Origin of the sequence: Aquimarina agarivorans (genome assembly GCF_000218485.1) — a bacterium.
Taxonomy (GTDB): domain Bacteria; phylum Bacteroidota; class Bacteroidia; order Flavobacteriales; family Flavobacteriaceae; genus Aquimarina; species Aquimarina agarivorans.
The window spans coordinates 12,419-37,385 of the sequence record NZ_AFPB01000153.1 but is presented as its reverse complement, the minus strand read 5'-3'; the positions used below and the strand labels follow the sequence as shown (position 1 = coordinate 37,385).

The 24,967-nt window shown below is 32.1% G+C and carries 20 protein-coding genes and 1 pseudogene; 4 read left to right on the top strand and 17 right to left on the bottom strand.

The window, feature by feature from the left end:
- A partial coding sequence (locus tag GMC_RS22310) for a transposase (RefSeq protein WP_238527983.1) occupies nt 1-239 on the bottom strand: 239 nt, incomplete at its 3' end.
- A 139-nt stretch (nt 240-378) separates the two neighbouring features.
- Between GMC_RS22310 and GMC_RS0111345 the strand changes: the two genes are divergently transcribed.
- Nucleotides 379-2,088: a T9SS type A sorting domain-containing protein gene (locus GMC_RS0111345; protein WP_010522240.1), complete on the top strand. Its 1,710-nt coding sequence runs from the start codon at nt 379-381 to the stop codon at nt 2,086-2,088.
- 156 nt (nt 2,089-2,244) lie between these two features.
- Here GMC_RS0111345 and GMC_RS23005 read toward each other — a convergent pair whose 3' ends face one another.
- The 5 genes from GMC_RS23005 to GMC_RS0111325 all read right to left on the bottom strand — a co-directional run bounded on the left by GMC_RS23005 (nt 2,245) and on the right by GMC_RS0111325 (nt 6,311).
- Complete coding sequence (locus tag GMC_RS23005) at nt 2,245-2,352, bottom strand: hypothetical protein (RefSeq protein WP_369073180.1); 108 nt, start codon at nt 2,350-2,352, stop codon at nt 2,245-2,247.
- Nucleotides 2,353-2,483: 131 nt separating this feature from the next.
- Complete coding sequence (locus tag GMC_RS19820; protein WP_010522239.1) at nt 2,484-3,242, bottom strand: reverse transcriptase domain-containing protein; 759 nt, start codon at nt 3,240-3,242, stop codon at nt 2,484-2,486.
- A gap of 128 nt (nt 3,243-3,370) precedes the next feature.
- Nucleotides 3,371-4,480, bottom strand: a complete 1,110-nt coding sequence (locus GMC_RS0111335; protein WP_010522238.1) for a DEAD/DEAH box helicase — start codon at nt 4,478-4,480, stop codon at nt 3,371-3,373.
- A 42-nt stretch (nt 4,481-4,522) separates the two neighbouring features.
- Nucleotides 4,523-4,915 (bottom strand): acyl-CoA thioesterase, encoded by a 393-nt coding sequence (locus GMC_RS0111330; RefSeq protein WP_010522237.1) that lies wholly within the window; start codon nt 4,913-4,915, stop codon nt 4,523-4,525.
- Nucleotides 4,916-4,961: 46 nt separating this feature from the next.
- On the bottom strand, nt 4,962-6,311 hold the full coding sequence (locus GMC_RS0111325) for an aldehyde dehydrogenase family protein (RefSeq protein WP_010522236.1): 1,350 nt from the start codon (nt 6,309-6,311) through the stop codon (nt 4,962-4,964).
- A gap of 153 nt (nt 6,312-6,464) precedes the next feature.
- Here GMC_RS0111325 and GMC_RS0111320 point away from each other — a divergent pair, with 153 nt between their 5' ends.
- Nucleotides 6,465-6,875 (top strand): hypothetical protein, encoded by a 411-nt coding sequence (locus GMC_RS0111320; protein ID WP_010522235.1) that lies wholly within the window; start codon nt 6,465-6,467, stop codon nt 6,873-6,875.
- Between the two features lie 95 nt (nt 6,876-6,970).
- Here GMC_RS0111320 and GMC_RS0111315 read toward each other — a convergent pair whose 3' ends face one another.
- Entirely contained in the window at nt 6,971-8,416 is a 1,446-nt protein-coding gene (locus GMC_RS0111315) for a CotH kinase family protein (RefSeq protein ID WP_010522234.1), read from the bottom strand.
- A gap of 463 nt (nt 8,417-8,879) precedes the next feature.
- Here GMC_RS0111315 and purL point away from each other — a divergent pair, with 463 nt between their 5' ends.
- Nucleotides 8,880-12,551 carry a phosphoribosylformylglycinamidine synthase gene (gene purL, locus GMC_RS0111310; RefSeq protein ID WP_010522233.1) on the top strand — a complete coding sequence of 1,224 codons (3,672 nt, stop codon included), beginning with the start codon at nt 8,880-8,882 and terminating at the stop codon, nt 12,549-12,551.
- Between the two features lie 65 nt (nt 12,552-12,616).
- On the opposite strand, the gene GMC_RS20775 is transcribed toward purL, so the two are convergent.
- The 5 genes and pseudogenes from GMC_RS20775 to GMC_RS19810 all read right to left on the bottom strand — a co-directional run bounded on the left by GMC_RS20775 (nt 12,617) and on the right by GMC_RS19810 (nt 16,939).
- Entirely contained in the window at nt 12,617-12,970 is a 354-nt protein-coding gene (locus GMC_RS20775) for an LbetaH domain-containing protein (RefSeq protein ID WP_138940614.1), read from the bottom strand.
- 62 nt (nt 12,971-13,032) lie between these two features.
- Complete coding sequence (locus GMC_RS20770) at nt 13,033-13,308, bottom strand: PglD-related sugar-binding protein (protein ID WP_050813311.1); 276 nt, start codon at nt 13,306-13,308, stop codon at nt 13,033-13,035.
- Nucleotides 13,309-13,399: 91 nt separating this feature from the next.
- A complete protein-coding gene (locus GMC_RS0111300) occupies nt 13,400-14,698 on the bottom strand; it encodes a phenylacetate--CoA ligase family protein (RefSeq protein WP_010522232.1) in 1,299 nt (432 codons plus the stop codon).
- 18 nt (nt 14,699-14,716) lie between these two features.
- Nucleotides 14,717-15,766 carry a sugar-transfer associated ATP-grasp domain-containing protein gene (locus GMC_RS0111295; RefSeq protein ID WP_010522231.1) on the bottom strand — a complete coding sequence of 350 codons (1,050 nt, stop codon included), beginning with the start codon at nt 15,764-15,766 and terminating at the stop codon, nt 14,717-14,719.
- A pseudogene (locus GMC_RS19810) lies at nt 15,763-16,939 on the bottom strand (glycosyltransferase family 4 protein). Before GMC_RS19810 ends, GMC_RS0111295 begins: the two are co-directional and overlap by 4 nt.
- 380 nt (nt 16,940-17,319) lie before the next feature.
- On the opposite strand from GMC_RS19810, the gene GMC_RS0111285 reads away from it, so the two are divergent.
- Nucleotides 17,320-19,386 (top strand): right-handed parallel beta-helix repeat-containing protein, encoded by a 2,067-nt coding sequence (locus GMC_RS0111285; protein WP_010522228.1) that lies wholly within the window; start codon nt 17,320-17,322, stop codon nt 19,384-19,386.
- A gap of 47 nt (nt 19,387-19,433) precedes the next feature.
- On the opposite strand, the gene GMC_RS0111280 is transcribed toward GMC_RS0111285, so the two are convergent.
- Genes GMC_RS0111280 through GMC_RS0111260 form a run of 5 tightly spaced genes read right to left on the bottom strand, consistent with a single transcriptional unit; the run spans nt 19,434 to nt 24,887 of the window.
- Complete coding sequence (locus GMC_RS0111280) at nt 19,434-20,519, bottom strand: glycosyltransferase (protein WP_010522227.1); 1,086 nt, start codon at nt 20,517-20,519, stop codon at nt 19,434-19,436.
- A complete protein-coding gene (locus GMC_RS0111275; RefSeq protein WP_029489734.1) occupies nt 20,516-21,406 on the bottom strand; it encodes a glycosyltransferase family 2 protein in 891 nt (296 codons plus the stop codon). The genes GMC_RS0111280 and GMC_RS0111275 overlap by 4 nt, the downstream gene beginning before the upstream one ends.
- 16 nt (nt 21,407-21,422) lie before the next feature.
- Nucleotides 21,423-22,520 carry an EpsG family protein gene (locus GMC_RS0111270; RefSeq protein WP_010522225.1) on the bottom strand — a complete coding sequence of 366 codons (1,098 nt, stop codon included), beginning with the start codon at nt 22,518-22,520 and terminating at the stop codon, nt 21,423-21,425.
- A complete protein-coding gene (locus GMC_RS0111265; RefSeq protein ID WP_010522224.1) occupies nt 22,517-23,449 on the bottom strand; it encodes a hypothetical protein in 933 nt (310 codons plus the stop codon). Before GMC_RS0111265 ends, GMC_RS0111270 begins: the two co-directional genes overlap by 4 nt.
- Before the next feature lie 4 nt (nt 23,450-23,453).
- Nucleotides 23,454-24,887: an MBOAT family O-acyltransferase gene (locus GMC_RS0111260; protein WP_010522223.1), complete on the bottom strand. Its 1,434-nt coding sequence runs from the start codon at nt 24,885-24,887 to the stop codon at nt 23,454-23,456.
- Between the last annotated feature and the right edge of the window lie 80 nt (nt 24,888-24,967).

Genomic DNA, 24,967 nt, shown 5'->3' with positions numbered 1-24,967 from the left:
GAACCTCGTACCCCAAAGTAAGCGATGATTTGCAAAGTGCCTTTTTTACATTTTGGGCAAATACGGTGGTTGTCCTTGATCTTTTGCGCTTTAACATTTAGTGGACTTTTAGCCAATGTCGCTTGCAGCTTCTTTAGGTACTTCCGCTTGGTAGTACTACTGAGCAATCCATAATGGCGGATCCTTGTAAAACCCTTGGGTAAAATGTGTAACTGAAAACGATTAACAAAGTCCGCCAAATATAAAATTTGGCATTTTCAACAAAAAATAAATATAAAATATTATATTTGGCTAAGTGTTAAACTCAAAGTGTAGTGCTTATCCTCTGCCCTACGTGTTTTATACTGAACGTTATGCGTCATTAAAAGCTAAAGCAATATGAAATATCACAATACAATATTTATTACAAGAAAGTCAATTTCATTACTATTTTTTTTAATAAGTCAAACAATAGTACTAGGACAAACTGTGACTTATCAACCATCAACCGATATTATAGCAAATCCCGAAAGAGGTCTTCAAAAATACTCTATAACATCTAGTGATTACGCTACAGTCTCAGGGACTAACAATCTTTCCGTTGCTACCTTAAACAGTTGGAAAACGAGTACTGATAAAGTTACCGTAGTTTACCGCTATTTCCTTTTAGATTCATTTCTAAATTCAGATATAAATTCAACTTATTTAAGTAATATTCAAACTGATTTTGATAATATAAGGACAGCTGGTCTTAAAATCATTGTACGGTTTTCGTATTCCAATGCTCAAGGAACAGCCCCTCAACAACCTATAAAATCCCAAATACTTACCCATATTTCTCAATTAACATCTATACTGAATACTAATAAGGATATTATTATGTCTCATCAAGCTGGTTTTATAGGTACTTGGGGAGAATGGTACTATACAAATTCTACAGAATTTGGTACTGATGGAAATATTTCTCCTTCACAATGGCTTAACCGTCAAGAAATAGTAGATGCAATGTTGGCAGCCACGCCTCCAGAAATTCCTATTCAAGTAAGATATGCCAGTATCAAAACCTCAATGTATGGTAATACCCTACTTACTGAACAAACTGCCTATCTAAATACGGCAAATGCTAGAATTGGTTTCTATAATGATGCTTTCTTAAATAATTTTGGTGACCAAGGTACTTATGCTGTTTCCTCCGAATGTGCCAATCCGGTCGGTACAACTGAATATAATTATATTTCAAACGAAACTAAGTATTTACCCATGACTGGGGAAACCAATGGCTTTAATCCGTGTGATAATGGTTTGAGAACAACAGGTGCAAATGCAAAAAATGAAATGAATCTAACAAATTGGTCTACAATCAATCGTGACTTCTATACACCTTTTTGGGATGGAGTGATTAGCTCAAATCATTATGAAGATATATTAAAAAATTTAGGTTATAGGTTTGTTTTAAATTCATCTGAAGTGTCATCAAATGGTACTACTTTTAATATAGCCTTGAATATCTCTAATATTGGATTTGCTAGACCATTTAAGAAAAGGAATGTATATTTAGTCATAAAAAATACTACAACAAATGAAATTACTACCGAATTAATTAATACTGATATTAGAACTTGGGAAAACTCAGTTTCAATAACTCACAGTTTTAATTTAAGAGTAGAAGACACATTTCAATTATACCTTTGGGTTCCAGATAATGAGACTTCACTAGAAAACAATTCTAGTTATAGTATTCAATTTGCAAACAAAAATACTTGGGAACCAACTACTGGGTACAACAATTTACTCCAAACTATATCATCAGTAACACTTGGTCTGGAAGACTATTCAATAAATAAAAAAATATTGATTCATCCAAACCCTACATCAGATTTCATTACAATTGAATTAAAAAATAATAATGAAGAAAAAATTAAAATCTACAATATATATGGGCAATTAATTAGGGTAACTTCCATATCAAATAATCAAAAATTAGACATTAGTGAATTACCTAATGGAACCTATTTTATAAGTTTACAGAATAACAAATCATCAACTTCAACTCTTAAATTCATAAAAAATAAACAAAGTCGAGTAGGTAAAGGGGATTCTCACCCCTAAACCTCTCACAGAACCGTACGTGATAGTCTCCCATCATACGGCTCTTATTATGCAGCCAATTTCAACTAAGTTAAATGATAACCTAGTGACCAATGGTAAAATAGATTTGGAAAACACTTTCTACATTGCCTCAACCATTTTACTGATCGCACACGGCTATTCTTGTGGCGTTTGAACTTTTTCATAACCATTTAGTAGGCGATGATGTAGATAGTAAAAAATTGGTTTTAGAGAATTGCAATTTACTTTACCATAATAATTGATCCAACCCCTGATTTAGGGTTAAGCATTTGAGCTAGATCTTGTAAAGTAGATCGTGTACGTTTATGAAGCTTCAGAGATCGAAGACTAGCTAGTATACGTTTCTTTGATTTACGGCTCATCTTACAATCATACTATAAGAAGCTTCCAGCTTTCTTCAAGTGAAACCTAAGAGGCTGGGAACTAAAACCTAAAAAATCAAATTGAACTGGCTTATGCTCAAGAGAACGTCCATCTTTTTCACAGTACACAATTTTTGTCTTTGATGGATGTACTTCTAATCGACATGTAGTCAGACGTTCTTTTAGTGAGTTTAATAGACATTTTGCTTCTTGATGGGTTTGGCAATGAATAACAATATCATCTGCATAACTTACCATATCCACAGATGGATAATTGATCTCCATCCATTTATCTATACTGTAGTGCAAGAACAGATTAGATAATAATGGGCTAATAATAACTCCTCCTTGAGGAATTCCTTTTCCATCTGGAAATAAATAATCGCCATTTACCAGCTGTACTGGTGCTTCTAACCATCTTTTGATATACATCTTAACCCATTTTTCTGAAACATGCTTATCCAAAGCTTTCATGAGCAACTCATGAGCAACATTCTCAAAGAATCCCTTAATATCTAAATCGATCACCCAAGGATATTTACGAACGTAATTCCTTACTTGTGAAATAGCCTGATGACTACTCTTCTTAGGGCGGTAACCATAAGAAGATGATGAAAATACAGCTTCTAATCGTGGCTCTAAATAGGTCTTTACTACTTGTTGAGCTATACAATCACTTACCGTAAGAATCCCTAAAGGACGGGACTCCCCGTTTCCCTTGTCAATGGATACACGTTTTACTGCTGAGGCTAGATAACTCCCTGAGGACATTATTGCTTTAAATTATGGTCAAATAATTAATAAATAAACGTATGTTGCTCTACAAGCACTGACTTAAAACACCCTCACATTATTATGATGAATACTCGTAGAGTATAATTTTAAAAAATTAATTTTACTTACCTAAGCTGTGTAAAACGAATGCCCAATTCTTTTTCTAAACCTCTAAGGAATTTGACTTCTTTATGATCAACAAAAGCTATGGATACTCCTGTTTTTCCACCACGGGCTGTACGACCACTTCGGTGTACATAATATTCGGATTGATCTGGTAATTGATAATGCAACACAAATGCCAAATTAGCCACATCAATACCACGAGCCGCTACATCCGTAGCTACCAATAAATTCAATTTTTTATTTTTGAAAGCGCGCATTACTTTATCGCGCTCCTTTTGCTGCATATCACCCTCCAATACACCAACTTCAAAACCTCGCTTTATCAATTGCTCAGTTAAACTACGTGCTGCTATTTTTGTTCTTGAAAAAATAATTCCACGCTCATTTTTAGCACCTTTAAGAAAAAATGTCATCGTGTCTATTTTATTCGCTTCCTCACCTACAACAAACTGATGCTCAATTTTGGTGTTAACTGAATCATTTTTGTCTACAGTAATTTGCAATGCGTTTGGTGACAGGTACTTTTTAACAATTCCCTGTAATGCTTGTGGCATGGTTGCCGAAAACAACCACACATTACGGTTGGTACTAATTGTATTTAAAATAAAATCTAGATCCTTTTTAAAACCCATGCTAAGCATTTCATCGGCTTCATCCAAAACAATGGTGTTTATATAACGGATATCAACAGCTTTGCGCTTAATTAAATCAACTAACCTGCCTGGAGTAGCAACAATAATATGTGTTGTCCGCTGCAATCGTTGTATTTGGCGATCTATTTTTTCACCTCCATAAACGGCTTCAGTAAAAAATTTATCCGTGTATTTTGTAAACTTGAATAACTGTTTTTGTATTTGTTGGGCAAGTTCACGCGTAGGTGCTAAAATTAAGGACTGGATTTGATGTTTTTTTGCATCTGTTTGCATTAATAAAGGCAACCCAAAAGCGGCTGTTTTTCCTGTGCCTGTTTGGGCTTTTCCTATAAAATCATTGCCTTGTTCCAACAATAAAGGAATAGCTTGTTCCTGAATTTTTGAAGGCGTTGTAATGCCCAATTCTTTTAACCCCTTATTTAAATCATCGGAAATCCCCAGTTGCGTAAATGACATACTTTTATTTTTTGCAAAGGTAGCCTTTTATTAAGCCTTAAACTACATTTCGTAATGGCGATCGCTTCCATTAATAACTTCGGTTTTACCATGTGGTGTTGGAATTCCGTTTTCATCCAAATTTACCATAGTGATGTTTTCAACAGTAATAATAGGCTGGCGTGTCATTTTGTTTCTTGCTTCGCACTTTAAAACTAATGAGGAATTTCCAAATTTAACAACCTCTAATCCAATTTCGACAATATCACCTGGCATTGCCGAACTCACAAAATTAATTTCGGACATGTATTTGGTGACCACCCTACTACTTTGTAATTGAATTACTGAATACAACCCCGCTTCTTCATCAATCCATTCAAGTAAGCGACCTCCAAAAAGTGTTCCGTAAGGGTTTAAATCTCCCGGTTTTACAATATTTCTACTGTGATATCTCATATGCTGATTATTCAATTAATTTAGTTACAAAAATAAGGTTTTCTGTTCAGCCAATGACTACCGTTTTCACATTAACAAAAGCTTTTAAACCTTCTTCTGATAATTCTCTGCCCACTCCCGAAGTTTTACTTCCGCCGAAAGGTAATGCTGGAAAGCTTTTTACCAAAGCATTAATAAAAACTGCACCATCCTGAAATTTAGAGACTAGTGATTTCATATAAGTGATATCTTGTGAAAACAATGAAACACCCAAACCATAATCCGTACTATTTGCCAATTCAATAGCTTGCTCAACTGTTTTAAATGTGGTTACCGCCAATACCGGCCCAAAAGTTTCTTGCTTAAACAATGGCATTTCAGGAGTTACATTACTCACCACAGTTGGTTCAAAATGATATTCATTACTTTTTCCTCCTAACAATAAAAGAGCTCCCATTGAAATGGACTGTGTTAATTGTTGATCCAAATCCATTACAAATTCCCTTTTTGCCAACACACTAATTTGACTAGTAACATCTAAAGGATCGCCAGATTTTAATGTTTTAATTTTTTCAATCAATAATTTCATAAAAGGTGTACGGATGTCTTCTGCGATAAGCAACCGTTTACCAGCTATACAGCTTTGCCCATTGTTTAAAAAACGAGATTTTACACATATGTCTACCGTTTTTTCAATATCAGCATCTTTAAAAACTACTAAAGCATTACTCCCTCCAAGTTCAAGTATGACAGGCTTTATTTCTTTTCCCGCTGCAGCGGCAACAGCTCTACCTGCGTTAGTGCTCCCCGTGAGGCTGACACCTTTAATATGATCGTTGGCAATTAAATTTTCAGTATTTTTATTAGTTAAAAACAAATTTTTATACGGTTTAAATTCAGGGATAGCTTCTGTAAAAATTTCCTCTATTAACTGAGCGCACTCGGGTATATTTAAAGCGTGTTTTACTACTACCATGTTTCCTGCTAAAATAGTAGGTACCGCAAAACGAAATACTTGCCAAAAGGGAAAATTCCAAGGCATTATTCCTAAAATAATACCTAATGGCTCATAAATTACCCAGCTATTTTTAGCTGAATTTATAGTTTTATCTGCTAAAAAATCTACGGATACTTTAGCATAGTATTCACATAAATTGACGCATTTATCAATTTCAGCATATGATTCCGATATCGGTTTGCCCATTTCAGTACTTATAAGTTTGGCAGCCTTGTCCTTATGTTTCAATAAACTTGTTTTTACAGCCTCAATATCCCCTACCCTTTGAACGGTAGAGCGCTTTTTCCAACCTTCATGCGCATGTACCAATGAAGTAAGCGCATCTTTAACTTGTTGCGTACTGTGATATTCAAACTCTAAAATACGTTTGCCCGTATACGGATTTGTGCTAAAAAACATAAATTTAATAGGTATATAAAATGTAATTTAAAAGTACAAAATAGGACTATACGAAAGTTCTATTTTCAGAAATGTTTATAACGCTGTTAATATGTTTCGAATTAATTTTTTTATGGCTACGCTTTTATTGTATCTTTAATAAACATCTTTATTATGAAAGCAAGAGATTTAAAACTCACCGAGCTTCGTCCTCAGATTCTTTCAGCAAGAATACTGCCTGGAATGCGCGCCGAAGAATTCTTCCAAAATAAAACGTTGAGGCCAATTATTAAATTACAAAATGATTTACTGATTGCGGTGTTTAAAAACTACATTCAAAAAAATAAAAATCGTTTTTATGACATTAACCTTGAAAAGCGCCTGGCGTACATTGAACACGCTATTCATAAAGACATTAAATTCCGAAATAGCTTAAAAGGAATCATTTTAGGACAATTTACCCTTGAAGAATATGAGCTATACATCCAAAATTCATCAGCTTTAAATAAACGTATGATGAATTTAGTTATTCAACGCATACAAGATCAGGTACAACTATTAGAACCTAATTGTGTGTTGAATTGAGTAATTTCATGATTTAGCAAATGCATTTAAGTATCGTTAAAAATCTTTTAGAAAATTAAATTTCTAAAAGATTTTTTTTGAATTTTTAAACAAGCTTAATTAATGCTTAATTTTTCCATAAACCCATCCAAAAACATTATCCTTTCAGATAACCAATTTTTAAGGTAATTTAAGTCATTATCACTTGTTTCTATAGCATCCCAAACAGTAAATTCTCGGTTGTAAATATTGTGGTCTTTCAGCTTGTTGTAGCTTTTATTAATGGATTGAAATAATGAATCATTACTGAAATTATTTTTCCTTAAAAACTGCCAACGATTTTTTAATCTGGACTTAAAGTTTGCAGGATTTTCACTAATTAATCGGTCAAACAATCCGTTACTTAATATGTCCGTAGTTGATGCTATTCGTTGTCCATCGATTAACGTGCCTAATACACCATCTAAATCCCAAGGCACTATAAAGTACGGCGATTTTTCATTGTATTTAGCTATATAATAATTTTTGCCCATATTATCTGCTGCTCCCAAAAGGTTAATAAATAAAAAATAATCAATAGCATTATCCAAATGAAAACGTGATTCAATTTGTTGAGCAAATACTTGACGATCACTTTCCACAACAAAATTTACGAATCTATGTAAATGATCCCACTGGTAATTGTAATCAATTACAGGGTATTTCATTTCAAAACCAGCCCAATGCGGGAAAATATTTTTTGCTTCAGAAGCTTTTTGAAACGCCGTACCGCTGTTATAACTAGCGGCTTTAAATAATGTTCCTTTATTAGTGTCGCCCTCATTCTTTTTCAATTTTAAAAGCTTACGGTCAATTTTTTCAGTTAACGTGTATATCCCTTTGTATGCTTCATTTAAAAAAAGCTCAACATATTGCAAATCAATAGTACTTTTAGCTTTTGGCTCTTGATTTATATAATGAAGCTGATGTATTTTATGCCAAAGATTTAATGCTGTATACGAACGTAATCGCAAAGGCTCATCATACACCCCATCTAAAATCCAATCATCATCCTTACGCAACTTTTTGGGTTTTAGTTTTGCTTTTTCTTTACCTATAGTATCTTTCCAAAAATCCAAATCATAAGATTTTTTTGGAAATGAAAGTGACGTGTTTCCCCTTAATTCAATTCCGATTGGTGTACTAAAAAATTGATCATTATTTGTGTAAGTGAGATGAGCTGGTTTTTTAGGATTGTTACTAATAGTTTCGGTAGTAGTAATTTTTACCACGGGATATTTTGTAATGTATACTTTATATCCTTTATTACTCAATGCTATTTTTTTATAGGACAAACTATCACTACTTAGCTCGCACCAATGATTAGCTTCAAAATTTACTCTAATTTTAGCTTTTGAAGCTTTTAAAGAATCAGTAATATTAAAATTCCATACCACAAGATTGTGTTTGCTATCAATACCATAGCTTGTAGCCTTAGGCTCTATAATATTTTCCTGAGCATGACTTATCCATAGATTGTTTAAGATAAGTAGTAACGCCATTTTATTTTTTATTGCTAGCATCAAATTGTTTTTTAGCTATTAAAATTATTACAAAGATTTATTTTTCGTATTGCTAAGTCCGCATCAAACATCTTGCCCCATTTGTTAAGTTAAATTTTTTATTGAACGTAATTTTTTTGCGCATGATTTTCAAACCTAAGTCAGGACTGAGCTTATTTTTTCTTTTTCAAACAGAGAAAAATTTCTATGTCTATTTTAAGCAACTTAAAATTAGGACTAGCAAGCACCGTTTGAAAAAGGACTACTTTATACTATTTAATGCTAAAAATAGGACATTTATCTTTTTGTAATCTTGTTATTAAATTAAACTTTATTTACAATTATTGATTACTAATCACTAGTTTTTTTGCTTTGCTAACAACCAATGGGGAAAACTTTGTGCTTTACCTTTTATCAACATAGTTGAAACATAGAAAGAATCCTTAAATTTGCATCGTAAAATAGGAATACAATTCGTACAGGTATGATTCACTTTTTTGGTAACTCCAATTCAAAAGTATTTGCTGTTCAAACCAGCGCTGAAATTTCTTCAGAAAACACACAAAAATTATCTTGGTTATTTGGTGATCAACCAAAAATAAATGCGACTGAAATTAATGCATTTTTTGTTGGACCACGTGCAGCAATGATTACTCCCTGGAGTACAAATGCCGTGGAAATAACTCAAAATATGGCTATTGAAGGTATAATTCGTATTGAAGAATTTATTGCTTCAACAGAAGAATTTTTGGACTTTGATCCGATGCTTTCTGAAAAATTTGCTAGTTTGAATCAGGAAACATTTACCATTGATATAAAACCCGAAGCTGTATTGTCTATTGATGATATTGCGGCTTACAACTTACAAGAAGGATTATCGTTAAGCGATGAAGAAGTGGCCTATTTAAATGGAGTGGCTAAAAAAATTGGTAGAAAATTGACCGATTCAGAAGTATTTGGATTTTCGCAAGTAAATTCAGAACATTGTCGACATAAAATATTCAATGGTACTTTTGTTATTGATGGTAAAGAAAAGCCAACTTCACTGTTTAAACTAATCAAAAAAACATCACAGGAAAACCCAAACACTATTGTTTCTGCTTATAAAGATAACGTCGCTTTTGTTAAAGGTCCAAAAGCGACGCAATTTGCACCAAAAACGCCCAACAAACCTGATTTTTATACCGAAAGTGAATTTGAAAGTGTAATTTCGCTTAAAGCAGAAACCCATAATTTTCCAACTACGGTAGAACCTTTTAATGGTGCTGCCACAGGAGCTGGTGGCGAAATAAGAGATCGATTGGCGGGCGGAAAAGGCTCATTACCGTTGGCAGGAACGGCAGTTTATATGACTTCCTATTCGCGCTTGGCGGAAAACAGACCTTGGGAGCAAAAAGTAGCTGAAAGAAAATGGTTGTACCAAACTCCAATGGATATTTTAATTAAAGCTTCCAATGGTGCTTCGGATTTTGGAAATAAATTTGGACAGCCTTTGATTACTGGATCAGTACTAACATTTGAACATGAAGAAGATTCCCGACTAATTGGGTTTGATAAAGTAATTATGCAAGCTGGTGGTATTGGTTACGGAAAAAAAGCCGAAGCCTTAAAAGATAAACCTGCCACCAATGATGAAATAGTGATTCTTGGTGGTGAAAATTACCGTATTGGTATGGGTGGTGCAGCAGTATCATCAGCAGATACTGGCGGCAATAACTCGGGTGTAGAATTAAATGCCATTCAACGTTCCAATCCTGAAATGCAAAAAAGAGCTGCCAATGCCATTCGAGGTATGGTTGAAAGTGACCAAAACACTATAGTTTCTATCCATGATCACGGAGCTGGTGGACATTTAAATTGCTTATCTGAATTGGTGGAGGAAACGGGTGGAAAAATTGATTTGGATAAACTACCTGTAGGCGATCCTACCCTTTCCGCTAAAGAAATCATAGGCAATGAGTCTCAAGAGCGTATGGGATTGGTCATTGACTCCGATAGCTTGACTACATTAACTGAAATAGCTGAACGCGAACGCGCGCCTATTTATAATGTTGGTAAAGTAACTGGTGATGATCGTTTTACCTTCGAATCAGCCACAACTGGTGAAAAACCCATGGATTTAGCATTGGAAGACATGTTTGGGAGTTCGCCAAAAACGATTATGACCGATCAAACAATCACTAGAAATTACGATCAGTTAACTTATTATTCCTCAAAAATAGAACTATACCTAAAGCAAGTGCTACAATTAGAAGCTGTGGCTTGTAAAGACTGGCTGACTAATAAAGTTGACCGCTGTGTAGGTGGTAAAGTAGCCAAACAGCAATGTGCTGGTCCGTTGCAATTACCTTTAAATAATGTAGGGGTTATGGCTTTGGATTACAATAGCACTAATGGAATTGCGACATCTATTGGGCACTCCCCATTGACAGGATTAATTGATCCTGCCGCAGGCAGTAAAAATGCAATTGCAGAATCCTTAACTAATCTAGTATGGGCTCCGTTAGCGGAAGGCTTAAAATCAGTATCCTTGTCCGCTAACTGGATGTGGCCTTGTAACAATAAAGGAGAAGATGCACGTTTGTATACTGCCGTGGAAGCAGTTTCGGAATTTGCCATTAACTTGGGGATCAATGTACCTACAGGGAAAGATTCTTTATCCATGAAACAAAAATATCCGGATAAGGATGTGATTGCTCCAGGAACGGTTATTATTTCTGCCGCAGGGTACTGTAACGAAATTAATCAAGTTATTGAACCTGTATTGCAAAAAGATGGTGGGGCTATTTACTACATCAATATATCAAATGACGATTTTAAGTTAGGAGGTTCATCTTTTGCGCAAATTTTGAATAAAATTGGTAATGAAGCGCCAACCATAAAAGATGATACCAACTTTGCAAATACATTTAATACTATCCAAAAATTAGTAGTTGAAGGGCAAATTTTAGCTGGTCATGACATTGGCTCTGGTGGATTAATTACCACTTTACTTGAGTTGTGTTTTGCTGATGTTGATTTAGGAGCTAATATTGACCTTACTAACTTAAAAGAAACAGATACTACTAAAGTATTATTTGCCGAAAATATTGGTTTAGTTTTTCAAGCTAATGATAACACTGCTGTGGAAGAAATACTTGCAACCGCTAATATTGATTTTGCTAAAATTGGTACAACTACTGAAAGTGATCGATTGAATATTAAAAATGGAAATGACGCTTTAAGTTTATCAATTTCTGAACTACGTGATGTTTGGTTTACAACCTCATACCTGCTAGACGCAAAGCAAAGTGGGGCGGACAAAGCAAAAGAGCGTTATGATAATTATAAAAATCAAGCCTTAAAATACACCTTCCCCGCAGATTTTACTGGTAAAAAACCGACAAATACAAACCCTGAAGGAAAACGACCAAAGGCAGCCATTATACGGGAAAAAGGAAGTAATTCCGAACGCGAAATGGCTAATGCTTTATACTTAGCAGGTTTTGATGTTAAAGATGTTCACATGACTGATTTAATTTCAGGTCGCGAAACTTTAGAAGATATTCAATTTATAGGTGCTGTAGGTGGATTTTCAAATTCGGATGTTTTAGGCTCTGCAAAGGGTTGGGCTGGTGCTTTCAAGTACAACGAAAAAGCCCGTACTGCTTTAGAAAACTTTTTTAAACGTGAAGATACCCTTTCTGTTGGAATTTGTAACGGATGTCAACTTTGGGTGGAACTTGGATTAATGGATCAGGAAATGACGCAGAAAGCAAAAATGCTTCACAATGATTCTAACAAGCACGAAAGTAATTTTACTTCTGTAAAAATTCAAAAGAATAATTCAGTAATGCTTTCTAACCTTGAAGGAACCACCTTAGGTGTTTGGATTTCTCACGGAGAAGGTAAATTTAGCCTACCCGAAGCTGAAGCACAATATAATATTGTTGCCAAGTACGGCTACGAAGGGTATCCTGCTAATCCCAACGGATCAAGCTACAATACTGCAATGATGACAACAAAAGATGGTCGTCATTTAGTAACGATGCCACATATTGAACGATCTATTTTTCAGTGGAATTGGGCAAATTACCCAACAAACAGAAATGACGAAGTTACTCCATGGCTACAGGCTTTTGTGAATGCCAGAATTTGGATTGAAAATAAACAGTAATTTGATATCTGTATATAAACAAACTCCGAATCTCTATTCGGAGTTTGTTGTTTCTATCAACTTGATTACAAACTGGCTTTTTCTTTTTTCCAGTTACTTGACAAGTATTTTTCACCTACAGAAACCTCTCTTATTTCCTTTGCAGGTACACCGTAAGCTAGTTTAAAATTTTCAATATCTTTATTGACTAAAGCGCCAGAGCCCACAATACTGTGCATTCCAATTGTAACAGAATGAATGATATTGGCTCCCAAGCAAATAGCCGAAAACATATCAATTTTAACATTACCCCCTACTGTAACACCTGGAGCAAGGCTTGAAAAATCATTCATTATACCCTCATGACCAAAATTAGCACCTGTATTTAAAATACAAAACTCGCCAATTTTAGCTTCTATATTAACAGTAACTGATGCCAATACCACACTTCCTTTACCTATTTTTACTTTTTTACTTATTACTGCTGAAGGGTGAATAATGGTTACAAATTCAAAATTTGGAACAGCTTTTTTATTTTTTCATACAATAAAAAACGAGTCCAGTTATCCCCAATAGCAATAACGCCCTGGGTAATTCCCTGCGCATATAATGTTGAAATATAATCTTCGGTACCTAGAATTTCATAATCTAATACTCTTTTCCCAACTGGTTCAAATGAATCAATATAACCGTGTATTGAGTATTTACAACCAAGTTCAATGGCTTCGGCAATTACTTTTCCATGACCTGAAGCTCCTATAATTAGAATCTTTTTCATGTTATTTGTGTTGTAAATGCAAGCTAACTATTAAAATTTTAAAATTATTGATCAACGCAATTTTTTTTTATTATTTACTTGTTTATCAATATTAACACATTTCATTGATCATTACCCTTCTTTTTCCTGATGCCAATAAAGGTATTTCATTTACATACTCCGAACTTATAATTGCATCATCCCCCAAATATATTTTAAGTATATTTTTTAACTGATCTAGTTTTTCGAAACTAGTATCGCAATTAACTTTTAAATGATAAGTTTTTACACTTTTTTGAATAAGCTGACCTTGTTTTAATTCCGGGTATTTATTGATCAGTAGCATTATATTGATATCTAGTGCTTCACCTTTAGTATTATAAATCACATCGATTTTACGTCCATGAATTTCTTTTAATACATTTTTTCCCTCTACCGACTGAAGGACTCCAACATCCCCTGTATCATATCGTATCATTGGCATTGCGTAATTATACAAATCTGTTATTACAATTCTTCCTAATTTTCCATTTTCTGCAGGTTTGTTTGATTCAAGAGCTAACAATTCCACATAGTAGCTTGCCTGATTAATTTCAAAATAGTCTTGATTAGCTGGCTGCTGCGCTATTATCCCATTTTCAACATTGGAATACCTTGAAACAACATCAACATCAAAATATGTTTTCATTTTTTGTTTGGTATATGCGGTCAAACTTTCGGAAATAGCAATCGCTGATTTTAATTTTTTTGTTTTTTCTGCGTAAGCATCATTTTTATCTAAAAATTTACAAATTGCTTCAAATGCGGAAGCATAACCCAACCAGCTATTGGATGATTTACTAATTGCTAAATTGTCAATTAGTGAAGTTTTAACTGCAAAATTCTGTAAATCAAAAACATCAATTGGATTTAAATTTTGTATAAGTTTTACCAAGTATGATTTTTTTTCAAAGGCTTTCCACATTCTCAAATAAGTAAGTAAGTAACCTGGTTTAAAACCAGCCTGTTCAGAAAAGTAAATATTATCAGCAGTATTTCTTATTTTTTTCAATTTATCCTGAAAAACTTCAAAAGGAACACCTGTTGAACCACTTGTGGATACTTTAAAAAGTGTTTTAGGTACAAATGCATTTGAGAGAAATGCTTTTTTATTTGTGTTTATAATATTCTTATTTACCACGGGGAAATCTTCTATTTTTTTATACCCTAAACATTTTTTGTAATAGGGAGTAGTGGTAATCGAATGAGTAAGAATATTAGATACTGCCTTTGCTTGAGAATTTAATGATTGCCTTGAATTTGAATACTTATTTACGGATTTTATTTCGTTGTAAAACTTTTTAATTGGACTACCTTTTAGAAAATCCAGACTCCAAAAAAAATAATATCTAAGAATTTCGGAAACTCTCATATCTCTTAGTAATTGCAATTAAGCTTCAGATAAAATTTCATTAAATAGTGGGTGCTTGAGGTAACCACCGTAGGCGATATCAGGGGTAATAAAGGAATTATTATCATTTCCTTCAATAATACATGGACCGTTAGGAGTAATAGCGATATCCCAACCTATAATACGATCAGGTATAAGTTGTACAGCTTTTCTAACTAACAAACAGGCCTCATCAAAAAAAGGAATTTTATAGTTATTGAATACCACTTTTGTATCAGGGTGCGCTTTTAATTGTGTTCCGCCGTATTTCATTAACTGATAACTTTTTCCACCTAATGCTCCTCGATCTAAATTTACCGACACGTAAAAACCTCCTGAACTCCCATTATCAATCACGCTACCTCCACTGCCAAAACGCATAAACGCTGAAAGTATGTGCGTTTGTAAATTTTTATCGATGTAGGTATCAAATCGAATGGTATTTATGCTATGTGGGTATATTTTATTTATTGTTGCATGCTGTAACAATACTTCTTGATGTATACAATCATGTTTTAATACATAAGCACCGTGGTTGGCAATTTGCTTATTTAAATTTTCTTTAGTAAATAAAAAACAGCCATTGCCTCCCATTTCTACAATGGATTTAACAAAAATTTTGTCCAAACCTTTGTTTTGGAACATTTTTTTAAAATAGTCTTCTAATTCATTAACTGATTCAATTTTATAAAATTTTGAATTAGAAAAAAAAGTATTCCCAAAATTATAGCTTAACAATTTGGGAGTGGTTACATTATGCTTTTCCATAAAAAAAGCAAACGCCAACTTATTACGAAGTAAAGATGCGAATTGAAATTGGTGCAACGTTTTGGAAAGTGTGATTTTATCAACCTGAGCGCTACTTAAATAATCCAGATAATTAGTTATTTCTTTTCTATAAAGAAATTTTCCAAAATAGAAATAGGGGAACTCTTTTTTTGTAAAACCAAAAATTATGGCTTCTTTAAAAATTTTAAATAAACTTTTCCTATTATTATCATTAATTAATACCGAGAGCCTCTTTTTTAATACCCTTAATTTTTGCTTCATGAATGAAATGAATTAGTTAATGACTTGTATTCATTTAACAATTGTTCCCACACATATTTTCTTTCGTACCTGTTAACAATAATTTCTCGTGATTTATTGCTTAGTTTAGTTTTAAATTCAGGATCTATAACTGATTTTTTCATGGAGTCATACAATTGTTCCGCATTTTTAACTGGAATAATCATTCCGTTGACACCCTCGCTAATAATTTCATTACATCCATTGATATTTGTAACGATACTAGGCAACCCCATTGCTCCTGCCTGCATTACTACATTAGGAAACCCTTCCCGATAACTAGGGAAAGTAAGTATGTCCGATATCGAAAAAAAATGGTCTTACATCGTTCTGCCAACCTACTGAAATAATATCAGGGTTTGAATTAATTTCAATTTCAGTCTCAGGCAATAAAGGGTCTAAATCTTTTTCATAAGTTCCTACTAAAAGGAGTTTTGTTTGATGATATTCATTATTTAATTTTTTAAAGGCTTGGATTAATTCATTGATTCCTTTATCTTTTACTAATCGACCCACAAAAAGAAAAACAAAGTCCTTTTGAGTTATGGCTAATTCATTTTTTAAATTAGTACGTTCAATTTCGCTATATAGTTGTGGATCAAAATAAGAGGTATCTATTCCATTGGAACTTCCTTTTGCAATTACTTTTAATTTATTTTCCGTGGTATATTTGTTTTTTATGATAATATCCTTTAACCCAAATGAGTTAGGATAAATTTTTGTGGCACACGAATATGTAGCCTTTTCAACAGTATCTAAAAGTTTCCTTTTTGCTCCTGTAACCACTAAAAGAGGTAAACCTGCAATGGTATGTAACCTATTTGGCACTCCTGCTAATTTTGCTGCCAACATAGACAATGTTCCTGCTTTAGGTGTATGACTATGAACTATTAAGGGTTTTTCTTTTTTAAAAATTTTATACAATTGATATACAGCTTTCAAGTCTTGTATCGGAGTAATTTTTCGAGTCATTTCAATGGGTATTACTCGTATACCTTCAGTTTTTCCTACATCATGAATTGTATTTTTAATACTAGCACTCCCTTCACTTGATACCCCAACAACCTCGTAATAATTAGACATAAATTTAAGTTGTCCATTTAAAAGTCCTCCTAACGAAACAGGAACTGTTGTTACTCTAATTATTTTAATCATTATACTATAATTAATAAAATTTTAAAGTAAATATAAGTATTCCTAAAATCTAAAACTTCATTACTTTTTTTATTTATTATTAAATTTAAGTGCATCTTTATTTAATTATTGTAACATTAATTCTCTTATTAATAAATTTTTGATGTTTTTTTCAAAAAATGCACAATTAATCATATTAAATTATACTAATATCTAATTTCACTCGTTAGTGTAAGAAAATTCATTTACATTTTTTATTTGTAAGAAAAACATGTTAAAATTATTGTAAATACTGTTAAATTTCTTACTAAAAGAATGCATTTAATCGATCAATTGCTTTTTTTTTAGATTAAATGCATTAATTTCAACACAAATTAATAATACTCAACAAAAAACTTAAAATGAAACACACATTTTATTACCTGCTTTTAATTTTATCAATCAATTATTTTACCTCATGTAGTACTGATAGTATTGACGATTTAAAGCCCCCGAAAAAAGATCCTATATCAGTTGTTGATCCAAGCGATGATCCTGAAGAAAAGGAAGAAGAAAAGGAAGAAGAAGACGAAAAAGAGGAAGATGAAGAGAAACCTGAAGAAGAAACTCCTGAAGTAGCACCTGCTGAACCTGAAAAAGACCCAACAGCTTCCTGCAATGATTTTGATTGGAACAATATTGTAGACGGAAAAATTACAATAGACTGTGTCGTAAATATGAATGGCACTATTGTAAACATCCCAAGTAATGTCACTGTTGAATTTGCTGGAGGAGACGTTAAAGATGGAACACTAAATTTTGCCAATTACGGTCAAATTGACGGAGAAATACTAAACTCATCCTTAGAACTTACTGGTGATGTTAGACTTACTAAAGATGAATTTGAATTTATTCCGAGTCGATGGGATATTACTGAAGGTAAAGTTAGTGATGAAGTGGCTAGAGATAATAGAGATTTATTAGAAGATGCCATGATAAATATTAAGGAGCTAGGCGCTAATAAATTTGTTATAAATGAAATGGATGCTTTTTTTAATGTTGATGAACCCCAAGTAAATATATTACCATCTGATGCTGCCATAAATGTACCTGGAGATTTCACTTTAAAAATGACAAATGATACACATTTAAGAATGCAACCCAACGGATCCAAAAGACCTACACTACTTGCAACTTTTAGAGTTAGTAATGTTACTATAGACGGTGGAATTTTACACGGTGATAGAGATGCACACGACTATTCTGACGGAGGTACTCATGAATGGGGACACAATTTAAGAATTTCAGCATCAAAGAATATTACTGTGCAAAACATGACATTTATGGATGCCACTGGTGATGGTGTTGATGTTCATGCTTACGGACATACATGGGATCCACATTATACCCGTTCAAAAGATGTTTTTATTCAATTTAATAAATTTATCAGAAGCCGAAGAAATCATATTTCAATTACTGATGGTCATGATATTTATGTTGAGAGTAATGAATTTATTGATGCAAGTATTCACACAAGTAATTCTAGAGGTGTTGCTCCTGGATTTGGAATAGATGTTGAAGCTGTTCGTGGGACAGACCCAAGAGGCCCTTCGGAAGTAGCTGAAGATATTTACATAAGAAACAATACCGAACGTGGAGGTCGCTTAGGTGCCGTTACTGTTCATACAGGTGATAAAGTGACTATAGAAAATAATAAGTTTGAAAATAATATATCTTATTCCACCTCTATTGGAACTATTATTAGAAATAATGAAATTACCGGAATCATTGAAAAACAAACGGATCGAGGAATAGCTATTGTTGCTGGTAGGAGTGATAGATATGACAGAAATGTTGACAATAAAGTATATGGAAATACTGTAAATGGCTATGCTATAGGTATTGTAATGAATAATAAAGATTTAGAAGTTTATGGCAATAATTTATTAAATTGTAAAACGGGAATTTCTGTTGGAACTTTAAGGGATTCAAAAGCTTACGATAATGTGATCAAAAGTGATAGAGAAAATAGTGATGGTATTGTTTCTCATGCTACTGTTGAATATATGGATAATGTAACTATTGGAGGTAATTCAAGAAATAATCAAAATTTGATTGAAGTAACACGTACCCCTTTAAAATTCACTAACGTAAATAATAAACCAGGCCAAGAAGCTTACAAACTTGTTATTCAAAATTATGCAATTCGTTCAAGAAATACCTCTACAATAAATAAATCCCATGGTTTTAAACTATCTGGTAATCTTATTACTGAAGGTGGAATTAGACTAGTTGATGCTCAAAATGGTATTTTAAAAGATAATAAAATTACATCAACAAGTTCACATGGTATCAGGTTGGATAAGGGTTGTAGAAATCTCGAAATAAGTAATCATGATATATCCGTAGCAAGTCGTTTTAAATGTATCACTGAAACAGCTACTGATGGTGTTAATATTAATGTTACTAGTCTAAAATGCAATAACTAATAAAGCATTTGGCATTTTACCTTGTTTAGTTTCTGTTTAAACTAAACTTATTGTAAATTTTTAAAAAGCTCAATGTATGATGAAACCATTAGGTTTATATCATAATATTGAGCTTTTTTTATACATTGATTAACGATTTGCTCTCCGTATAATTTGTTATTCAATAATTTAGAAATAGCGTTTGCTAATGCATTATGATCATTGTCTTCAAAAATTATTCCTGAATCTTTGACAATTTCACCTAATCCTGGTGTATTTGATGCTATAAAAGGTTTTCCCGAAGCTAAACCTTCAATACTTGAAAGAGACAACCCTTCGTAATGAGAAGATAACACCACAATATCAACAGATTTTAATAAGCGAGGAACATCTTTTCTAACCCCATAAAAGTAAACTTTAGCTTCTAATTTTTTATCATTTACCAAAGTTTTGTACTGATCTATTAATGGCCCTGTACCTACTAAAATTAGCTTAATATTTTCAGGTAAAACCGCTATTGCTTTTATTAATGTTTTTTGGTCTTTTTGGGCGGTAAAGCTAGCTACTTGAATAACTAGCTGATCTGTCTTTTTAAAATTTAACTCCTCTTTTGAGTAAGGAATTGCATTTTGAATTTGATTTAAATGAATTCCATTATGTATTTTCTGAACGCGATTGGTTTTCTTTTTTAACCCTAAATGTAATTTTAAATTTTTGTCAACTGCATCAGATATAGTAACCACTTTTTCGAATTGTTTGTATATAACACGATCAATCATTTTAAAAATAAATATTGACCTCCTCCTATTTGTTGTATTATGCTCAGTAAAAATTATAGGCTTTTTTTTAAAACTTAACATATTTGCAAATGCCACCCAATAAGAAACTGGAAAAAGATGCGCATGAATTATATCATAATTTTTAAATATAGTACGAATGCTAAAAATTTTTAAAGGACTATAAATATTACCTTTTAAACTTAAAACTTTTATTGATCCATGAGCTTTTATTTGTTGGCAAAGCGGAGTATTTTCTCCGTTTAATAGTAAAATATCTACATCAATTCCCTTTTCTGAATACAATAATGCTGTGTCAACTACTAATTTTTCGGCTCCACCAGCTCCTAAAGAATTTATTACCTGTAATAGTTTCATTTTTTAATTTTATTGATATATAAAACGTAAACATGCAGTAAAATTCCAAACGGAATGGCTGATAACGTTAAAAAAGGCTTTGGAGAATTTCTCAAAAATTTTAAATCACGCAACTGGATACTATGCGAAATATAATGCACCGCATTTTTGAAACGGACTTTTAAGTAATTTGAATGTTTTAAGGTGGTTAGTCTGGCATACTGAAACCCCTTTGGATGCCTGTAATACTGCTTGATGATATTTCTGGAAGACCCATCTTCCATATATTCAACAATACAAAGTACCTTGTTTAAAGGAAGAAATTTATAATCCTTACCTATTAATAAATACAGAATACCCAGAGGTACAAATCGTTCATCAGAAAAAATAGGGTAAGGATCATATTTTTTAACAATTTTAGAGATCAATACCATTTTTTTATCCCCATGAATTTTATGGTCATAATATATTTCCTCTAATGTTGTTTTACCTAAATTTTCAGGAAATTTGGAACCAATTATTTCACCGTTTTTATAAGCATCCAAACCTATAAAACCTGCTATATTATTTTCATCTTTTATAGAATTCCAAAATGATACAATATCTTCAACAGCATGATCTGGCATAAAATCATCCGAATCAATACACGTATTTAATGCTGTATCAATTAATCGATAGGCTGTATTGTGACCTCCGTGCATCCCTTGATTTTCTTGGTAATGATATTTAATAGCTATTTTACCCTCTGCAATCCATGACTTTACCAGTGATTCAGTATTATCTGTAGAGCCATCATCAATAATCAACCAAATAAAATCTTGGTTGGTTTGTCGTATCAAACTTTCATAACACTGCCCTAAACAATAAGCTCGGTTAAAAGTTGGGGTAAAAACAGTAAGTGTTTTCATTTTTAGATTTTTAGCATTAACCATAATATACTAACCACATTAAATATGTAAATGAAAAATAGGCAACAACTACTTTAGCAATTACTACTTCTTGTGCTTCAAAAAATTGTTTTTTCAAAAAAGGATAAATAATAATAATTGCCATTAGAAACCATGATAAATATGCGAATCGATTAGAAAAATTGGCACGAATTACTAAAATCCAAAAGCTGTTACAAATAAGATATACTCCATAAATTTGATGATAAAAAACATCTTCAAACTTCTTTTTTATTATAAAATACCAGCCCGTAAATACGGCAAATGAACTATAAAAAATAAAATCCCAGCGGAAACCCGTTTTTCCTACATTTTCTACAGAAGTGTTATCACTTAAATAAGCTGCTAACCTGTCATCTCCAAAACCCAAAATAGTAAACAAACTAATTAACGCCCCCCCAATAACAAATGATAAAGGAATACACAATAACCAAGTTTTTATATATACTTTAGGGTTATTGTAAAATAAGGTAACTACATAAGCCATTACTGGTAATAATAGTGTTTTGTGAAATAATGCTGCTAGTACAAAAAATAGTATCATGAGCCATTTTTTATTTTGATAACATAATCCCCATAAAAACATTGAAGTTGCTACTCCATTCCTTATTCCATTTACACCGTATGTATAAAATGAAAATGATACTAAAAACATAAAAAAAGAATAAAACCAGTATTCTTTAAAATGTATTTTTGAAATCAAATACATGGGAATAATGTATAAAAACTCAGTTAAAAAAAAGAAACCATGAACGGTTGTGAAATTAGATACAAATTTCATGTAATAATGAAACGCAAAATCTTTATCAACATTTACAGGTTCTCCATAAGCATATCCATTAAAATATCTTGAATAGGTTCCCATATCTCCGAAATACATACCACTTATTGGTCTGAGTCCCAAATAAAAAATTGATAGAAACAATAATATATAACCTACCGATCTCAAAAAAGAAATATTCTTAGGATCATCAATATCCAAGGTATAAGCATGAATCAAATTAGCCAAAACTAAAAATAAGCATACATGTACATATACTGAATAATAATGCGCTAATGGAATAAACGTGATCATTTTACTTCATTTTTTAATTTAAATGCGATTTTTTCTGATCTATTTTTTATTCCAATTTTATTTAAGTGATAAGAAGTATCAAAAAACAAACTATCATTAAATACGTAATCTTCCGGAGTATCTAATATTTTGAAATTACAATTTTTTATAAGTGTTTCTTCAATTTTAAGAATAGTATTTTTATTTGTCTCATATGTTGTTTCGCAAATACTTGGAAAGGATAAAATTAATTGAGCCCCCTTTTTTTCAATTTCTTCGTTTATATTATTCAAAAACTCAATTACTTTCATATTTACCTCCCCATTAAAATTATAAAGTGTTAAATTTTTATTTTTATCATCCCAATGTGTGTAATGATCTCCAAATTCGTTAATTGAAAATTCGGTATAATTACCGATTTCATTTTTATTTGGTTTTGAAGGTTTCAGTTTGTTATAAACAAAAGATTTAATTCGATCAAACGAAAATTTAGGAATGAACTCAGCCACATTGAGTAACTGACCTAATGAGATCAATCTTATATTGTTAGGCTTAACCTTCAAACTAAATAATAAAGGTTCTTTACCCAAGTAATTATTATCGATAAAATGAGAATACTCAGGAGATAATAAAATTATATCCCCCTTTTTTACATATTGAAAAACATCCTCTACAATATATTTAAGCCCATAACCCGCATGAATAGCATGGTTTACTACTGGCTTATTCAGCTTGGTTTGTAATATTTTACTATTGAATCCAAAAATTACATTTGAACCTCCTGTAAGTATTAATTTTGAACCATTATTTTCATGTAACAATTCGTGTTTTTTTAACAAACTATAATCAACCGAACGTACTGGATTATTATTAGGTAGTAGTAAACCCATAAAAACAAGCAAAAAAACACCCATTGCAAATACTACACTATGTTTAATAAATTGCTTCATTTGTTTAAAATTGAAAATAAATAAAATCTTGTTTTTCTGCTCCGAACCAAAAAATAATAATAATTAATAAATAGTAAATAAACCACCTGATGTATTTATTTAACTTAACATTGTTTAATTCTAAACCATGTTTTTGATTCCTTTGTATCCATTCTATAATTAACAACAGTATTATAAAAATCATAGGCTTCAAACTTACTTGAGGCACTGAAAGCAAAGATTTATTGAACATTCGGAGTAAGTAACTGAACGCTGTATGCACGTTGGGCGCTCTAAAAAACACCCAAGCTATAATAGTTAATAAAAATGTTAAAATAATTTGAAAAAACGCTTTAGGGCTTACAAAAAAATGATTGGCTGCTAAGGCATTAGTATTTACTCTATTTTTATTTAGCAATAACAGTGGCATAAAATACAAGGCATTAAGTACCCCCCAAACGATAAATGTCCAATTTGCACCATGCCAAAATCCACTAACAATAAAAATTATAAATGTGTTCCTCACCTTCATGGATGTTCCTCCCCTGCTCCCTCCTAATGGGATGTATACATAATCTCTAAACCAGGTAGTTAAAGAGATATGCCAGCGGCGCCAAAATTCAGCAATATCCCTAGAAAAATAAGGAAAAGCAAAGTTTTGCATTAAATTAAAACCAAACAAACGTGCTGTTCCAATGGCAATATCTGAATAGCCTGAAAAATCTCCATAAATTTGAAATGCGAAAAACACAGCTCCGATAAATAATGAACTTCCGCTGTAATCAGTATAATTATCAAACACTTGATTAACAATTATAGCACAATTATCAGCAATAACTATTTTTTTGAACAATCCCCACAATATCTGTCTTAATCCATCCTTTGCTTCAATAATATCAAATTTTCGTTCATTATAAAATTGAGGTAATAAATTAGTTGCTCTTTCTATTGGTCCGGCTACCAATTGGGGAAAAAAGCTTACAAATGAGAAAAATGCCACTGGATCTTTTGTGGGCTTTAATTGTCCTCTGTAAACATCAATTGTATAACTCATTGTTTGAAAAGTATAAAAACTAATCCCAACGGGCAAAACGATGTCTAAGGTAAGTGTATCCAATTCATAACCTAATGAAAAAAAAGCTTCGGCTAAGGAGTTTGAAAAAAAATTAAAGTATTTGAACAACCCTAAAAAACCCAAATTAATGAGCATACTTAAAGTAAGCCACCTTTTTTTTGACTTCTTAGTATTTTCTTTTTCAATATAAATTCCACAATAAAAATCAATAATGGAACTAAATATAATTAGAGACAAAAATCGCCAATCCCACCAACCATAAAAAATATAACTTACAACCAGGAGTAAAAAATTTTGTATTCGGATAGACTTATTAAAAACAAACCAATACAATAAAAAAACTGTAGGCAAAAAAATTAAGTATTCAATTGAATTGAAAATCATCTCCTTTTATTTTCTAATTTATCACTTTTACTAAAGTTCATTTTTTTCTTTACAGAATCGCAAATTGCCTTTGTAAAATC

Excerpts from the sequence above, each read along its gene's own strand:
- GMC_RS0111270 (WP_010522225.1), bottom strand. The coding sequence starts at position 22,520 with ATGATCACGTTTATTCCATTAGCGCATTATTATTCAGTATATGTACAT.
- GMC_RS0111265 (WP_010522224.1), bottom strand. The coding sequence starts at position 23,449 with ATGAAGCAATTTATTAAACATAGTGTAGTATTTGCAATGGGTGTTTTT.
- GMC_RS0111345 (WP_010522240.1), top strand. The coding sequence starts at position 379 with ATGAAATATCACAATACAATATTTATTACAAGAAAGTCAATTTCATTA.
- GMC_RS0111335 (WP_010522238.1), bottom strand. The coding sequence starts at position 4,480 with ATGTCATTTACGCAACTGGGGATTTCCGATGATTTAAATAAGGGGTTA.
- GMC_RS0111330 (WP_010522237.1), bottom strand. The coding sequence starts at position 4,915 with ATGAGATATCACAGTAGAAATATTGTAAAACCGGGAGATTTAAACCCT.
- GMC_RS0111285 (WP_010522228.1), top strand. The coding sequence starts at position 17,320 with ATGAAACACACATTTTATTACCTGCTTTTAATTTTATCAATCAATTAT.
- GMC_RS0111315 (WP_010522234.1), bottom strand. The coding sequence starts at position 8,416 with ATGCTAGCAATAAAAAATAAAATGGCGTTACTACTTATCTTAAACAAT.
- GMC_RS0111260 (WP_010522223.1), bottom strand. The coding sequence starts at position 24,887 with ATGATTTTCAATTCAATTGAATACTTAATTTTTTTGCCTACAGTTTTT.
- GMC_RS20770 (WP_050813311.1), bottom strand. The coding sequence starts at position 13,308 with ATGAAAAAGATTCTAATTATAGGAGCTTCAGGTCATGGAAAAGTAATT.
- GMC_RS0111280 (WP_010522227.1), bottom strand. The coding sequence starts at position 20,519 with ATGAAACTATTACAGGTAATAAATTCTTTAGGAGCTGGTGGAGCCGAA.
- purL (WP_010522233.1), top strand. The coding sequence starts at position 8,880 with ATGATTCACTTTTTTGGTAACTCCAATTCAAAAGTATTTGCTGTTCAA.
- GMC_RS0111295 (WP_010522231.1), bottom strand. The coding sequence starts at position 15,766 with ATGAAGCAAAAATTAAGGGTATTAAAAAAGAGGCTCTCGGTATTAATT.
- GMC_RS0111320 (WP_010522235.1), top strand. The coding sequence starts at position 6,465 with ATGAAAGCAAGAGATTTAAAACTCACCGAGCTTCGTCCTCAGATTCTT.
- GMC_RS0111275 (WP_029489734.1), bottom strand. The coding sequence starts at position 21,406 with ATGAAAACACTTACTGTTTTTACCCCAACTTTTAACCGAGCTTATTGT.
- GMC_RS0111325 (WP_010522236.1), bottom strand. The coding sequence starts at position 6,311 with ATGTTTTTTAGCACAAATCCGTATACGGGCAAACGTATTTTAGAGTTT.
- GMC_RS19820 (WP_010522239.1), bottom strand. The coding sequence starts at position 3,242 with ATGTCCTCAGGGAGTTATCTAGCCTCAGCAGTAAAACGTGTATCCATT.
- GMC_RS0111300 (WP_010522232.1), bottom strand. The coding sequence starts at position 14,698 with ATGAGAGTTTCCGAAATTCTTAGATATTATTTTTTTTGGAGTCTGGAT.